Genomic DNA, 15,077 nt, shown 5'->3' on the forward strand with positions numbered 1-15,077 from the left:
AGAGCGCACCTTTCGGTGCGCTCTGGTTAATTTTTTATTCTGGTTTATTTTCTTCTGAAGCCGATGGCGTTTCTGGTTCGGCTGGAATTACTGGGTTATCCGGAGTTTCTTCGCTCTGATCGCCGAATTCCTGTGTCAGCATCTTGAAGTCTTTGTCGGCAAATGCGGCTGAGTCCACTTTGCGGAGGCTGAGGCCGATGCGGTGCTGGTCGCCGTCGATGCGGATGACGCGCAGGGTCTTGGTTTCGCCTTCCTTGAGGACTTCCTTGGGATGTTCCACGCGGTTCTCACTTAGCTCGGAGATGTGGATTAGTCCCTCGATATCGCCTTCGAGACGGGCAAACGCGCCAAACTTGGTCAGGCGGGTGATCTGGCCTTCGACAAGCTGACCGACGCTGAACTTCTCAACGCGATTCTTCCAGGGATCATCCTGAAGGGCGCGCATGGAAAGGCCAATGCGTTTCTTTTCGCGGTCAACATTGATGACTTTAACTTTGACTTCCTGCCCCACTTCGAGAAGTTCCTTGGGATGCTGGAAGCGGTCCCATGAAAGTTCGGAGAGGTGGACGAGTCCGTCCGCGCCGTTGATGTTGACGAATGCGCCGAAATCTGCGAGGCTGGTAACTTTGCCTGTATAGATCTTGCCTTCTTCCAATTCGCTGATAACGCGGTCTTTCATGGAAGAACGGGTTTCAGTATTTGTAGAGCGTTCTGAAAGGATCAGGCGGCGGCGTTCGCGGTCCACTTCGATGATCTTGACCGAGATTGCCTGACCAACCATCTTCTGCCAGCGTTGTTCAGGAGTGTCGCCTGAGGACTGGGCGCGGCGTGACGCGCTGATCTGGGAGGAAGGCACAAACCCGCGCAGATTTCCAACTGCGACGATCAATCCGCCTTTGTTGAAACCAATGATCTTGGTATCGATCACTGTTTCATCAGTGATCATCTTCTCAACGTTTTCCCAGGACATTTCTTCCTGTGCCCGCTTGAAAGATAAAACGACATTGCCATTTTGATCTTCAGGGTTGAGCACAAAAACGTTAACTTCCTGTCCAACTTTAAGTTCGGCGCGTTCTTCAGCTGTGAGTTGTTCCAACTCGCGGCCAGCCACAACACCTTCGGACTTTGCGCCAACACTGATAAGGATCTGGCTTGCACCAATGCTTGCGATCATGCCTTTGCGGATCTCCCCGACTTGAGGCAGCTCAACACTTAAGGACTCTGATTCAAGCAGTGACTCCATCGTTTGATTATTCGGGGTTTCTCCCTGGGCATTATCATTCCCTTGCCCACTTAGGGTTTCATTGTTATCTATCACGCGTAGCTCCAAATTACAGAAATGTAAGCGGGATTATACAAGTGAATGCAGAAGTTGACAACCCTGATACAAAAGGACTTTTTATTAATGAACGAGGATGTTTTGAGGAAAATGTTTAGCCTGCCGAAACATGTTCTGCCTTGACATATAAAACGCCCTTTACCGGACGCTGCAAATAATCTTGATCAAACTGTGGTCTATACCATTAGCTTCGTAATTTATTCAACCGGCGGTATAATCACGCCTTGGAGTAAACAAATGCCCGCTATATTTCCCTTTACAGCCATCGTTGGTCAAGAGCGCATGAAACGCGCTCTCATTCTCAATGCCGTTGATACCCGTATCGGCGGCGTATTAATTCGCGGTGAACGTGGAACTGCAAAGTCTACTGCCGCCCGTTCATTGGCCGCCCTGCTTCCGCACGTCAAGGTTGTGCAGGATTGCCGCTTCGGATGCGACCCGGATAAATCCGGCACATGGTGCACGGAGTGCAAGGAACGCTACGCCGCTGCGAAAAAACTTCCCACCGCCGAACGCGCCACACCTTTTGTAAACCTGCCTGTTTCCGCCACCGAAGACCGTGTGGTCGGTACGCTTGATATTGAAAAAGCCATTCAAAAAGGCGAACGTCATTTTGAACCTGGCGTGCTCGCCTCCGCAAACCGCGGATTACTTTACATTGATGAAGTGAATCTGCTCGATGATCATGTCGTGGATATTTTGCTGGACTCAGCCGCCATGGGAGTCAACACGGTTGAACGCGAAGGCATTTCTTTTGCCCACCCAGCGCGCTTCATTCTCGTTGGGACGATGAATCCTGAAGAAGGAGATCTCCGCCCCCAACTGCTGGACCGCTTCGCACTGTCTGTGGATATCGTCGGTATCCGTGATGCGCGCGAACGCGTGACCATCATGGAACGCAATTTATCGTATGAACGCGACGCCGAAGCCTTCCGCGCAAAATGGCTTGAAAAAGAAGATGAACTTTCGCAGAAGATCGCGCTTGGACGTGAACTGGTTGACCAGGTCAAATACACCAGCCGTGACCTGCTTTCCATTGCCGCCTTGACCTCGTCCCTAAATGTGGATGGTCACCGCGCGGATCTGGTCATTCTCAAAGCTGCGCGTGCTGAAGCTGCTTTCGAAGGCCGCACCAAGATCAACGATCACGATATCGCGCTTGCCGCAGAGCTGGCGCTTCCGCACCGTATCAAACGCACTCCCTTCCAGCAAGCCGAGATGACCACTGAACAATTGCAGGAACGCATTGAGCAATTGGCGGGCCAGTCTCAGCCGAGCGAATCGGACGATGAATCCGAGAGCAAGCAGGACGGCGAAGGCGAGGAAAAAAAAACTTAAAACTCGAAGATGAACAGCAGGAAGGTCCCCAGCAGGGCAATCCCGAACCCATGCAGCAACAGGAAGTTTTTGCAAGTTCCAATGCGAATTGGTGGGACGGCGGACAAAAAGTAAAAGCTGGTGAGACCTTCCAGCCTCGTAAACTCAATACCCCGCTCGATAAATTAACTCGTCAAAAGGCAGGCCGCCGTTCGCTCACCAAAACGGAGCGTAAACACGGCCGTTATATTAAGTCGCGTCCCGCAGGCGATAACCTGACAGATATCGCGTTTGATGCCTCCTTCCGTGCCGCAGCACCCTTTCAAAAACAGCGCGTCGAAGAACGCAAGAAACTGGCTTTCTCGATCAAGAAAAGCGACTTACAGCGCAAGATCCGCGTCAAGCGTGTTGCGAACCTGGTTTTGTTTTTAGTGGATGCTTCCTGGTCTATGGCGGTTGCAGAACGCATGAACGCAACAAAGGGTGCGATCCTTTCGTTGTTGACCGATGCTTATCAACGCCGTGATCGTGTGGGCTTGATCGTTTTCCAGAAAGACCGCGCCACTTTAGTATTATCCCCAACCAACTCAGTTCAACTCGCACAACGCGCGCTGATGGATATTCCCGTCGGCGGAAAGACTCCGCTTTCAGCAGGGTTGTTCATGGCGCATGATGTGCTGACTCATGAAAAGCATATTCATCCTGATGTGGAACCTTTGCTCATTGTCTTAACCGATGGTGCAGGCAATGTGTCCATTGGGACATTACCGCCGCAGGAAGAAGGTTTCAAATTCGCAGAAATGATCGCCAACGAAAAGACTCGCGCTGTGGTCATCAACATGGAACACGCCGCCTTTGACCAGGGACTCGCCCAGCAGCTTGCCGATCATCTCAAAGCGCCGTGCTATTCTTTGAGTGATCTGAAAGCCGAGAGTTTGTATAATACGGTCAGAGATGAGATGTCGAAGCCGGTGAAGAAGTAAGTAGTCAAAGACCTCGGAGTTCTTTTAGAACTCCGAGGTCTTTTGATTTAATCATCTGGATAATAACACTGCATACTTATAGGTCGGTTTCTATCACCACCCGATTGCGCCCTGCTTCTTTGGCGCGGTATAACGCCTGGTCGGCGCGGTTCAGAAGGGCATCGAAGGATGTTTGCTCGTCTCCCAGGCTCGCAATTCCACAACTGAGAGTGATCGTAACTGGCCTGCCGTCCAGATCCACGGGGTTGGTCGTCAGCGCCATGCGAATGCGTTCAACGATCTCGTACGCCTGTTCCTGACTTGTCTCTGGAAAGAGCAGGACAAATTCATCGCCGCCGAAGCGCGCAAACACATCAATTTCACGGATCTGCTTCTGGCATATTTGCGTGAACGCGATCAGCGCCAGGTCACCTGTCGCGTGTCCGTAGGTGTCGTTGATCTGTTTGAAATGATCAATATCGATCAACGCTACGGCGGGCGGGCGCTTGAGCCGAATGGCGCGTTTTATTTCACTGTTCGCCAGTTCAATGAAATGACGGCGGTTGGATACTTTGGTCAGTTCATCCGTTGTAGCCTGCTGGCGTAATTCTTCCTGAAGTTTCTTTCGCTCTGTGATGTCGGTAATGATGTGCAGTCTGCCGATGACCTCGTTTTGTTGTCCGCGCAAAGGCGCCACCGAAAGACTGACAGGGAACTGGTCCCCGTCTTTTTTCATGCGTACGGTATCCATGTTGCTAAAGGACATGCCGCTCAGGGTGGCATTGCGCAGGGCTTCATATTCTCTGATCTTGTTTTCGGGTACAGTGGGATCGATCTTTCCAAGAGTTTGTTTATCCGACCAACCGAACATTCCTTCCGCGGCGGGATTCCACATTGTGACCTGATCCTCGGCATCCATTGTCAAGATTGCCAGAGGAGAGGAATAAATGATGGTTTGCAGCGTGTCGCGAGTTTCACGCAATTGTTCCTCCGCGCGCTTGCGTTCGGTGATGTCCATCATCATGGTTAACAGGCAGGGTGTGTCATGTAAGGCAATGGGGGTGATAAAGATGAGTGCGGGGAATACCTCGCCGGATTTACGCCGCAATCGGATTTCCATATTTTCAACTCGTCCACGCGTCTGGATCTCACGAAGGACATTCGAACGCGTATCTTCGTCCACCCATAAATTCAAGTCAAACGAAGTGCGGCCAATGGCTTCTGCCGTACTATAGCCCAACACGTTTTCAAACGCATCGTTGACATCCGTGTAGCGTCCTTCTGAAACTGTGCTGACGCCGATCACAGCCGGACTCAAGCGAAGAATGGTGGCAGTACGTCTTTCATTCTCACGCAAATCATCTTCCAACTGCTTGCGTTCGGTAATGTCGCGGCTGACGCCTTGGATTTCGACGCGCCCCGTGGTCTTGTTAAGGTAATAATTGTTTACAACTTCAACCCAAACCGACGAACCATCTTTCCGGAACTGCATTACTTCAGCGCGATAGCCCGTGTTGGATACCTGATGAGCCAGGAAACTCTCCACCCGTTCTCGGGTGCGTTGCAGAAATGGCTCGCGAACTTCAGGAAGTAGGGTGTCGACAAAAAGCATTGCTTTGAGCTCATCCGGTGTGTATCCTAATAACTGTTCCACCGAAGGAGAGACATACAGAAAATGCATCGTTTCAGGATCAAGGGTCCAAATGACATCCGAAATATTGTCAGACAGAAGCCGATAACGCGCCTCGCTTTCGCTCAGGGCCTGCTCGGCGTATTTGCGTTCGGTAATGTCCAATGAATTGACCATCACTTGTGTAACCTGCCCCGACGCATTGCGAATAGGCTGAAGGTTGAGATGCCACCAGCTGGAATGATCTTCCGGACCGGTCCTGAAATCTCCGGACATGCCCTGCCCGCTGGTAAAGACCTGCCGGATTTGTTCCAATTGCCAATCGGCGATATGCCCGGGATATAGATCGTGTAATCTCTTCCCAATAATATCCTGTGAAGTGCCGGAACTGGTGTTAATGGATGCGAGACCGCCCTGATTCACATAATGATGTATCCCATCAAAATCAAACACCATGATGTTGCTCTCCTGACTGTCGAGCAAACTTCTAAATTTCTCCTCGCTCTCGCGCAATTTTTCTTCCGCCTGTTTGCGCTCAGTGATATCCTGGTGAACCACGATGAGACCTTTTAATGGCTGGTTTTGGGGTAAAACGGTCACGGTAAACCAGCGCGGGGTGTCCGGTGCGTCGCACGGATATTCATCAATAAATTGAGCCTGAGAACCAGCCAATACGGCCTTCATTCCTCGCAGCAAGGCTTCGGTGCTCTTTTCACCAGCACGCACTGCGGTTTCACAGACAGTCAAATAATTTACGCCCACGTAGCAGTCGGGGTCGGGGCTGTTATTATCAGTCGCAAATTTTTTCCAGGCTTCATTGACACTGATGATGACGCCGTTCTCGTCCAGGACGGCAATATGCGCGGTAAGTGAATTCAACACCCCATTGACAAAAAATTCGCTAGCCTGCAATGCCTCTTCGGCTTGCTTGCGTTTGGTGATGTCCTGGATCAAGGCCACGACATAGTCAACCGAGCGGTCGGGATCACGTAAGCATTGAACGGCGAGGTGGGTATGGATAACGCGCCCATCTTTGCAGAGAAAGCGTTTCTCCAGGTCGTAGCCATTGATCTCGTCGGCAAGGATGCGATCGAACTGTGCCAAATCGGCGGCCAGATCATCGGGATGGGTGAGTTCCGCCCACGTCATCTGCATCAGTTCTTCCTTGGTATAGCCCAGCATCTCGCAGAGCGTGGTGTTCACATCGATCCAGCCTTTGTCCGGCGAGGTGATGGCGCGCCCCGTTAATGGCAATTCGAAATAACTGCGGAAGCGCGCTTCGCTTTCCTGCAAGGCTGCTTCCGCTTGTTGGCGCTCGGCGACTTCCTGTTCCAACTGGTGATTGGTTTGACTGAGCGCGGCGGTACGTTCATGAACTTGAGATTCCAAGTTTTCATTGAGATATTTTAATTCAGACCGCGCCTTGCTTAAACGTTGCGTTGTGATTCCAAGAAACGCCACCAATAACAGTAGCAGCGTAAAACTGGCGATAGCCAAAATGATCTGTGTGCGGTAGAGTTCCCAGAAGGAGTATTGACGGTTCTTAACGATGCTATCTGTCGGTAGAAGTGATAAAGGGAGATCAAAGCGCTGTAAAGCCAGATGGTCAAAAATAAAGCGATCGCTCTCGTTTTGCTCTATCGGGATGGAGTCGATCGCCTCGCCGCGCAAAACCCGCAAACTGATCTGCGCCGCATCGCGGGCTTGCTGATCGATGCTGTACATATACCCGCCGATGATGCCCGTCCCAATAAACTGATCGTAGCCGCCCATGACAGGCACGGAGGATACTGTGGTCAGTTCTTGTAATACCTCCAATGGGCGATACTTATTCCCTTCCGCATCCTCGAACATGGGATGGTAAAGAACGATCGAGGTTTTCGGCAGTTTTGCAACCCGCTGTGTGATCTCTGCCAAAGGCAGGCCGGACAGGTTTGTAAATTTCACCTGCCCTTTCATATTCTCTTGCAGTTTTTGTATATGATCAAAAAATCCCTGTTCGATCTTCCCCGCGCCCATCACAAGCACAACCTCATTCACTTCAGGCATCGCTTCTAACAGCCATCGAACTGATTTTGTGCAATCCTCTGTCCCACTCACGCCAGTTACATTTCCTGGAAGATCCAATGCATCCAAATGTTCTGTAAAAACGTCAAAAAAAACGATCGGAGTATTCGGTAAAATTTCGGCACGCTGTGCCAGCCAGAGCTTCAGCATCGCCTCACTGCCAACGATGACCAGGTCAACCTGTTTGTTTTTATACTTGATTGTCAGCAGGTCAAAAATATTTTGTTGATAGGCGGGGTCGGAGAAACGATTGAGGTCGAGGTATTCATAATACACATCAAGGCTAAGATCGTCAGCTTTGCCAAACTCCTCACGAATTGCCTGCGAAGCGATCAGGTTGGTGGACAGGTCAATTTGAAAAGGAGAAAACACCAGTACTGTTTTTTTTGTCGGTTCGCCAGATACGCTGGGAGTGTCAACTGCCAGCAAACAGCCAAGCAAGACAACCAGAAATAAAGCCCGAGTGAGAATTTTCATGAGGTATCCTCTTTGCGCACGGTGCTTTTTAAGAACCGATAACCGGGCAAACAAAACCTGACAAACACGGCAGGAAAATCACTTCTAAATTCCCATGGCCCGGTTGACTGCTTCCAGTAACAGATCCAGGGAACCAACATCAAACACCAGGATAATATCGCCGGCGATCGACTCGGTCTCCAGGGTAAAACTTGTCTGTACCCACACCACATATGCATCGACCTCGGCTTGCGAGGTGGAGAGGATTACTTCAAAGGGGTTATCCACATAAATGGGCACCGAGTAAAAAACATGCAGTTTGAGTTCGTTGCCGATCGCGCCCATCACGCCGTTGAGAACAATGTTGCCCACCTCGGTCAGCGTACCCACCCGCATTGCATCCAGATCCCTTGAGCCCGGTTCACTGCCTGTCAATATGCTTACCAGTTTGATTGCTCCATCAGCTGGAAAAACCAGCGATGCGTTTCCAGAAAACGGTCCCTTGAATCCAAGCCGAACCGAGGAAAGGTTGCCGTTCCCCATGGATTGGATCTTGGTCTGCAGCTCTTCATGACTCATCATTTCGACAACGGGCACATGCAGTTTGACCCGTGAATTCAGCATGGCATTCAGCACGCCGGCCGCATGTCCAACGCCGATATTGACCATTTCCTTTAAGGAATCGACCTGGCTAGGTAATAGACGCATTTCCAGACTCCTTGCCCTGGGGTTTAAGCGCCTCTGCGATCGCGGCGAGCACATCCTCGTCCCGCGACGGCTTGTTTAAGAAAGCGACAGCTCCCAAAGCCAAACATTCTTTCTTTGTCTCTTCCTGAATATCGGAGGTATGAATGATGACGGGTATGGTTATATGTTTTTCATGAAGCTCCTGCAGAACCTCCATGCCGCCGACTTTGGGCATGATCAGATCCAGCATCATACAATCGGGTTTATTGCTTGCGGCTATGGACAGACCTTCCTCGCCGTCGCTGCCTTCGATCACCTCATACCCTGCGGCTTCGAGGATTTTCCGCAATTTGTTTCTTTGATACATTGAATCATCCACTAACAAAACTCGTGCCATTTGTCCTCCTTGGACTGGGTAGTATCGAGCATGATAAAGTATGACGAATTGAGCCTATTCTTATTTCAATGAAAACAGGATACCTGATTTAGGGTATCCTGTCAGTAAAAACATTGTGAATTTTTAATAAAAGTGCGATGCGCCAGGCTTAAAGGGATGAGGTTTTGCAGGTGAATAAATTCAGGGTAGCGGGAGAATCTACTCCGTTATGTGCAGCGCACTTTATGCTTCACGAATCGAATCCCAATCCCAGCCTATCCAGGATCTTTAACCATAAATTTCTTTGTCCGCCATGAACATCTGCGCGGTTGAGCGACCATCTTGTAAAGTTGACGATCGGCGAGCGGAACGGTTCAGGCGGGAAGGGGAATGGTTTTGATTTCACCATCTGTAATTCGGTGCGTTCGGTCTTTTTGTTATCCAACAGATCCAGCATCACTTGTGCGCCGAAACGCGATGCGCCGACTCCAAGTCCTGTGTAGCCGAGCGCGTACGCAAGCTTGCCATGATAGGCTTTGCCCCAAAAGGCGGTGTAGCGTGAGCAGGTGTCTATCACGCCGCCCCAGGCATGGGTGAAGCGCAGCCCCATCAGCTGGGGGAATGTTTGGAAGAAGTGCTCAGCCAATCGGGCGAAAGATTCGGGGCGGTTTTCCAGATGCGGAGCCACTCCATTATTCCGATAATATATGGCGTCGTATCCGCCCCATAGAATCCGTCCATCTGCCGTGATGTGATAATAATGAAATTGATTCCCATTATCGCTCAACCCCTCACGCCCGTGCCAGCCGATCGCGTCACGCTGTTCCTTTGAAAGCGGCTCGGTCATCAGCACGTAATCATAAACAGGCACAACGTAAAATGAAAGACGTTTGAGCAGGGGCGGAAACGCATTCGTGGCAAGTGCAACACGTTTTGCTTTGACTTGACCGTAATGTGTTTTAACGAAAACCAAATCTCGCTTCTCTGCCAATGCTGTGACCTGAGTGCGCTCATACAGGCGGACTCCAACTTCCAGGCATGCCCGCCTCAAACCCCACGCCAACTGCGCGGGGTTAACCATTGCCACGGAGTGATCGTGAATCCCTGCAAGGTAGGTGGGTGAGTTGGCAATTGCCCGCATTTGTTCCTGGTCTAAAAATTGGACATGCTCTCCATATTGCGCGGAGTGTTCGGCTTCTTCACGTAGTTCCTCGATTTGATATTCTTCATTGGCGACGTTGATCTCGCCTGAACGAATAAAGTCGCATTCAATTTTGAATTGCTTGATGGTGGCTTCGATTTCATCCAGATTTTTGTGCCCCAACTCCACCAGCTTGGACATTTCCTTTGGCCAGCGATTCAACCCATTTTGAAATGAATGGGTCAATGACGAAGCCATAAAACCGCCATTTCGTCCGCTGGCGCCGCTGCCCGTTTCCCCTGCTTCAAGCAAGACCACAGAACGATTTGGTTCAGACTGTTTTGCGGTCAACGCGGTCCACAATCCTGTGAACCCCCCGCCAATAATGACAAGGTCTGCCTCGATGTTCTCTGTCAATGCTGAGGCAGGCTCGGGGCGCTGCGGGTCATCCAGCCAGAACGGTGTGAGCTTAACATCCGCAAGAGACCGCAAGGTCTCCGGACGCGGAGTGTTCGAGAAAATCATAAAGTCTCCAGTTTCGCGGCTTGCATACCTATTGACAAGTCATGCAAGTTCATAGATTTGTTTTCGCAGTTAAGTGTAATGGGGACGAGCGGGAACGGTCAAATGAGTTCTGTTGAATCGTTCAAAGACAAGGTGATCAGTCTTTGGCTTTATCGTATAAGACTTTTCCCCGCGTAAGAATTTCCCGCAGGAAGAAATTTTCCTTTTTTTCTTTTTCTTCCAAAATTTCTCTGGGAGTCTTAACCAAAATATCCGCTGGGAACTCACGCGGATTGAGAATATTGGAGACCAGCACATAACGATCCACGCGCTTTGCGTGGGTTTTCATGATGATCAGCAGATCTACATCGCTGTCCGCGGTCGGGGTGCCGTATGCGTACGATCCAAATAAAATGATCTTCTCGGGCCGCAGCGCAGTGACAAGTTTATCCACCGCCACGGGCAGGGTTTTCGCTACCGGCGGAAAGCCGCGTGGGCGGATGTAGGTCTGGTAGGGCAATGGAAGCGGAAGCATCGCCGCATTTTACCATCAACACACTGCTTTATTCAAAGCGAAATTGGTCTAAATAGCGCTTTGACTCAATTTTAATCAACCTCTTGACAAAATAGAACATGTGTTCTAAAATCCTGCAACAAATAAACAAGGAGATCAAAATGACTACTTTACGTAATCCGCTTATTGATGGCTTGAAAACGGTCTGGTACAAACTAACTCACAACCTAAAATTCAATCGCGGCGCCGCGTGGGGAGTGATGATCATAGGCGCCTTGCTGTCCTTTGAGATATTTAACTTTAGCACGACTCAGTTTGCCTTGCACGATATGCTTGGCGACCTGACTTTTATCGGTTTGCGCTGGTCTACCGTCCTTGCAATCGCCTTCTGCGGTATTGACTTTGCCGGCATCGCCCGCATATTCACTCCCGAACAGGGGCGTGATGAGCCAACTGAAGTATATTATCTGTTTGGAGCATGGGTTCTCGCTGCTGGCTTCAATGCAACTCTTACCTGGTGGGGTGTGGCGGTCGCCATCAATAACAACCCAAATTTGCAAGGCAGCGCGGTCATGAGCGCAGAGACCCTTACCAAAGCCGTTCCGATCTTTATCGCTGCAATGGTCTGGCTGATCCGCCTTCTTATTATAGGTACCTTCTCACTTGCGGGTGACCGATTATTCTCTACAGCCTCTGCTTCACAAAGACAAACTCAAGCTTCCTACAATAATCCACAGCCTCGACAATCTGGTTACCAGCCTCAACATCGCCCTGTCAACCAGCCGGTCAATCAGCCCGTTTTGCGTCCCGCATCGCAGATCAACCGCCCCGTAAACTCTGGCAATTCCGTGGGATTCAAACCCGCCCCGAAACCTGCTGTATCACAACAAAGTTCATTCATCCCGCCTGAACCGACCTATCATCCTGTTTCCTACAATTCACGCGCATCTGAAAGTACAAGTCATTACGACGCGTAACTTTCCTAAAACTTATCGAAATTCGAGCCGGGTCCTTATGACCCAAAATAGAAAGGATATGCATGCCCCGCGCTCGCCCAACAAGAATATACCGGCAAACAGCCGCGGCCCCGCACGAACAAGGCAGCGGCTGTTTGTCTGGTTTTACGGTCGTGCCGCTCGCGGTCATCGCAATCAGCGTGATCCTGGCGTCATTTGCATGGAAGACAACTCCGATTCTTCCAACTTCAGTGGAAGAATCGCCGCCCGCCGCTTCGACAGGCATTGCCCCCATCTTTAGGATCGAAATCCAATATTGGGCAGACTCCATCTCAAAGTGGGCGGCCGCTTCACAACTGGACCCAAACCTGGTTGCCACTGTTATGCAGATCGAATCCTGCGGGGATCCGCGTGCCATATCAAGCGCCGGTGCCATGGGATTGTTTCAGGTCATGCCGTTTCATTTCTATGCTGTTGACAATCCCTACGACCCGGAAACCAATGCTGCGCGGGGACTCGCTTACCTTTCCAAATCATTAGCAACAGGAGGCGGAGACGCGCGGCTGGCTATGGCAGGTTACAACGGCGGAATCGGCGTTATCGGACGCGCTGAGTGGAACTGGCCGGCTCAAACGAAAAGATATGTTCAATATGGCGCGCCAATATACGAAGATGCAAAAAACGGCATTGATTCCAGCGCGGCGCTGAATCAATGGTATGAAAACTATGGAGTGAGTCTATGCCGGCAAGCGCATTTGAGATTGGGCTTGCCATAGTGGTGAAGTAAAACGTCTACTGCAGAATACCAAGCCAGATCACGAATGTGGTGCCTTTTCCCTCTTTTGATTCAACTTTGATCTGTCCGCCGTGATGTTCCACGATCCAATGCGCGATCGACAGACCCAGACCAAATCCGCTGGTAGTCGAACGAGTGCGGGACTTTTCAGCGCGATAGAAACGGTCAAAGATGTGCGGCAGGTCTTCAGCTGGAATGCCAGGTCCTGTATCTCGAATAATGATGCGCGCCTGTTCTCCGATCTTTGCCAGACTTAGGTAAACATCTCCGCCGGCAGGGGTGTACTGGATCGCATTGGAGGCTAAATTCAAGATTACTTGTTTCAAACGGTCACGATCGCCATTGACCATCACTTGATCAATTTCATTGAGATGGACATGTAATTTGCTGCCAGCCAGTATGCGCATCTCTGTGAAGACTTCTGTTAGCAGAAGATCCAATTCAACTGGTTTGAGTACAAGGGTCAGCTTCCCCGATTCAGCTTGAGCCAGCATGAGCAAACCGCCGACCAGACGTGTGAGCCTGCCCGCCTCTTGATCGATACTGCTTAGTGATTCTTCATCTGCCTGCTTCATGCGGCGGATGAGGTCTACATTGCCCTTGATGACAGTTAGCGGCGTACGCAGTTCGTGGCTGACATCCGCGAGAAAGCGCTGTTGGGAAGTAAAGAGGGATTCCAAACGTTCGAGTGTCTGGTTGAACGAAACGACCAGGTCGCCTATTTCATCTTCCTTATTTCCACGTTCCTGATAGGGGATACGCCGTGAAAGATCGTCTGCGCGGTTGATCTGGTCAACGGTCTCTGCAATGGACTCAAGCGGGGATAGCGCGCGTCCCAGAATGACCCATGAACCGATTGCAGACATGAGAACTGCCACAACCGCGATTACCGCCATGATCGAAAGCAGGTTGCTGCGTGTTGCATCCACCACGCTCAGGCTTGCTCCAACCTGTAAAGTGCCAATAACGCGTTCTCTTAACATAAGTGGAACGCTCAACACTCGCAGATGGGCTCCATCGAGATATGAATCTTCATAGATGGCAAGACCGGCATTCAGGCCCGCAGGATCGAGGGATTTGGTCAATGTCCCAATGCTCGGAGAGGTCGCGATCAGCTTTCCGTCCGGTGCCCACACCTGGATATACGCGTTCGAGGTCATATCCAAAGGGGGCAGGCTGATCAGGTTCAATTCGCCGAGCGCATTAACTTTGGTAACCTGGGTGATGTCGCGAACAACCACAGCAAGCATGCTGTCAACTTGATTCAGCAGGATCACATTAACAAGGATATATACAGATGCTCCAAAGATAAGTAAAATTCCACCCATGAAAGTTGAGTAAAGCAAGGTAAAACGCTGACGCAGAGTCATGGGGGGAATTGTAATGATCTGAGTTTAAGATAACCTGAGAAAAAATAAGCGGCAGTTAGACTGCCGCTTTCAGTTTACGGATTTTCCCTCAAAACATATCCGACACCGCGGACAGTATGGATCAGGCGGATCTCGCCTTCCCCTTCAAGTTTCTGGCGCAGATAGCGGATATATACTTCGAGCACGTTGCTCTCACCACCGAAGTCGTATCCCCAGACGCGGTCAAAGATCACTTCACGGGTAAGCACTTGTTTCGGGTGACGCAGGAATAATTCAAGTAATTCATATTCCTTGGCGGTCAATGCCACCATACGATTGCCGCGTGCGGCCTGGCGTGAGCCTGTATCAAGTGAAAGATCCGCAAATTTCAGCACGGGAATGCGTTCTGGTTGTGTACGGCGCAATAGGGCGCGCACACGCGCCAGCAGTTCATCGAGATTGAACGGCTTGACCATGTAATCGTCCGCGCCGGCGTCCAATCCTTGAATGCGGTCCTGCACAGTGTCTTTGGCAGTTAGCATTAAAATGGGTATCGAGCCGCCTGTGCGCAGGCGATGGCAGACTTCCAATCCATCCATGCCGGGCAGCATCCAGTCCAGAACGACAAGATCTGGTGTGTGGTCACGGGCTGCGATCAGCCCCATGCGCCCATCGATGGCAGTGTCTACGGTGTAGCCTTCATAAGCCAGTCCGCGCTGCAATAATTTCAGAATTGCTTGATCGTCTTCAATAATTAGGATGCGCTCATTCATGGCAGTTACTCCTTAATAAAAATATACCACAAAATTTAATGTTGGTTTGTGAAGATCCTCTAACAAAATTTTCAAAAGGTTTTTCGAATGATTAAATTATACACGTTTCAAATTTCTTGACATCCTTCCCGCGGGGGGTATAATTTTACGAAATAAAACCAGCGTGAAAAAAAGTAATCATGTAACTGTCCAGTGAGTCGTCGGGTAGTG

12 protein-coding genes are annotated in these 15,077 nt (G+C 50.4%); 4 read left to right on the top strand and 8 right to left on the bottom strand.

The genetic code is table 11. The features are described 5' to 3' along the window. Positions 1-34 precede the first annotated feature (34 nt). On the bottom strand, positions 35-1,318 hold the full coding sequence (locus tag IPL17_RS08695) for a S1 RNA-binding domain-containing protein (RefSeq protein ID WP_345306690.1): 1,284 nt from the start codon (positions 1,316-1,318) through the stop codon (positions 35-37). Between the two features lie 258 nt (positions 1,319-1,576). Between IPL17_RS08695 and IPL17_RS08700 the strand changes: the two genes are divergently transcribed. Both IPL17_RS08700 and IPL17_RS08705 read left to right on the top strand, forming a co-directional pair. Continuing rightward, the gene (locus IPL17_RS08700; protein WP_345306691.1) at positions 1,577-2,677 is read left to right on the top strand and encodes an ATP-binding protein; all 1,101 of its coding nucleotides are present in this window, start codon (positions 1,577-1,579) and stop codon (positions 2,675-2,677) included. 50 nt (positions 2,678-2,727) lie between these two features. Next, positions 2,728-3,639 carry a VWA domain-containing protein gene (locus tag IPL17_RS08705; protein WP_345306692.1) on the top strand — a complete coding sequence of 304 codons (912 nt, stop codon included), beginning with the start codon at positions 2,728-2,730 and terminating at the stop codon, positions 3,637-3,639. Positions 3,640-3,715: 76 nt separating this feature from the next. On the opposite strand, the gene IPL17_RS08710 is transcribed toward IPL17_RS08705, so the two are convergent. The 5 genes from IPL17_RS08710 to IPL17_RS08730 form a co-directional block, all read right to left on the bottom strand. Then, on the bottom strand, positions 3,716-7,792 hold the full coding sequence (locus tag IPL17_RS08710) for an ABC transporter substrate binding protein (protein WP_345306693.1): 4,077 nt from the start codon (positions 7,790-7,792) through the stop codon (positions 3,716-3,718). 84 nt (positions 7,793-7,876) lie between these two features. Continuing rightward, positions 7,877-8,479, bottom strand: coding sequence for a chemotaxis protein CheC (locus tag IPL17_RS08715; RefSeq protein WP_345306694.1), 603 nt, complete (start codon positions 8,477-8,479; stop codon positions 7,877-7,879). Then, on the bottom strand, positions 8,463-8,855 hold the full coding sequence (locus tag IPL17_RS08720; RefSeq protein ID WP_345306695.1) for a response regulator: 393 nt from the start codon (positions 8,853-8,855) through the stop codon (positions 8,463-8,465). The genes IPL17_RS08715 and IPL17_RS08720 overlap by 17 nt, the downstream gene beginning before the upstream one ends. 229 nt (positions 8,856-9,084) lie before the next feature. Continuing rightward, positions 9,085-10,500, bottom strand: a complete 1,416-nt coding sequence (locus tag IPL17_RS08725; protein WP_345306696.1) for an FAD-dependent oxidoreductase — start codon at positions 10,498-10,500, stop codon at positions 9,085-9,087. A 136-nt stretch (positions 10,501-10,636) separates the two neighbouring features. Further along, positions 10,637-11,014, bottom strand: coding sequence for a nucleotidyltransferase domain-containing protein (locus IPL17_RS08730; protein WP_345306697.1), 378 nt, complete (start codon positions 11,012-11,014; stop codon positions 10,637-10,639). A gap of 140 nt (positions 11,015-11,154) precedes the next feature. Here IPL17_RS08730 and IPL17_RS08735 point away from each other — a divergent pair, with 140 nt between their 5' ends. Together IPL17_RS08735 and IPL17_RS08740 are read left to right on the top strand one after the other, a co-directional pair. Beyond that, positions 11,155-11,970: a hypothetical protein gene (locus IPL17_RS08735; protein ID WP_345306698.1), complete on the top strand. Its 816-nt coding sequence runs from the start codon at positions 11,155-11,157 to the stop codon at positions 11,968-11,970. Positions 11,971-12,032: 62 nt separating this feature from the next. After that, positions 12,033-12,725: a transglycosylase SLT domain-containing protein gene (locus tag IPL17_RS08740; RefSeq protein ID WP_345306699.1), complete on the top strand. Its 693-nt coding sequence runs from the start codon at positions 12,033-12,035 to the stop codon at positions 12,723-12,725. A 16-nt stretch (positions 12,726-12,741) separates the two neighbouring features. On the opposite strand, the gene IPL17_RS08745 is transcribed toward IPL17_RS08740, so the two are convergent. Beyond that, a complete protein-coding gene (locus tag IPL17_RS08745) occupies positions 12,742-14,115 on the bottom strand; it encodes a HAMP domain-containing sensor histidine kinase (RefSeq protein ID WP_345306700.1) in 1,374 nt (457 codons plus the stop codon). A 74-nt stretch (positions 14,116-14,189) separates the two neighbouring features. Beyond that, positions 14,190-14,867 (bottom strand): response regulator transcription factor, encoded by a 678-nt coding sequence (locus IPL17_RS08750; protein ID WP_345306701.1) that lies wholly within the window; start codon positions 14,865-14,867, stop codon positions 14,190-14,192. Between the last annotated feature and the right edge of the window lie 210 nt (positions 14,868-15,077).

Source organism: Candidatus Villigracilis saccharophilus (assembly GCF_016711665.1).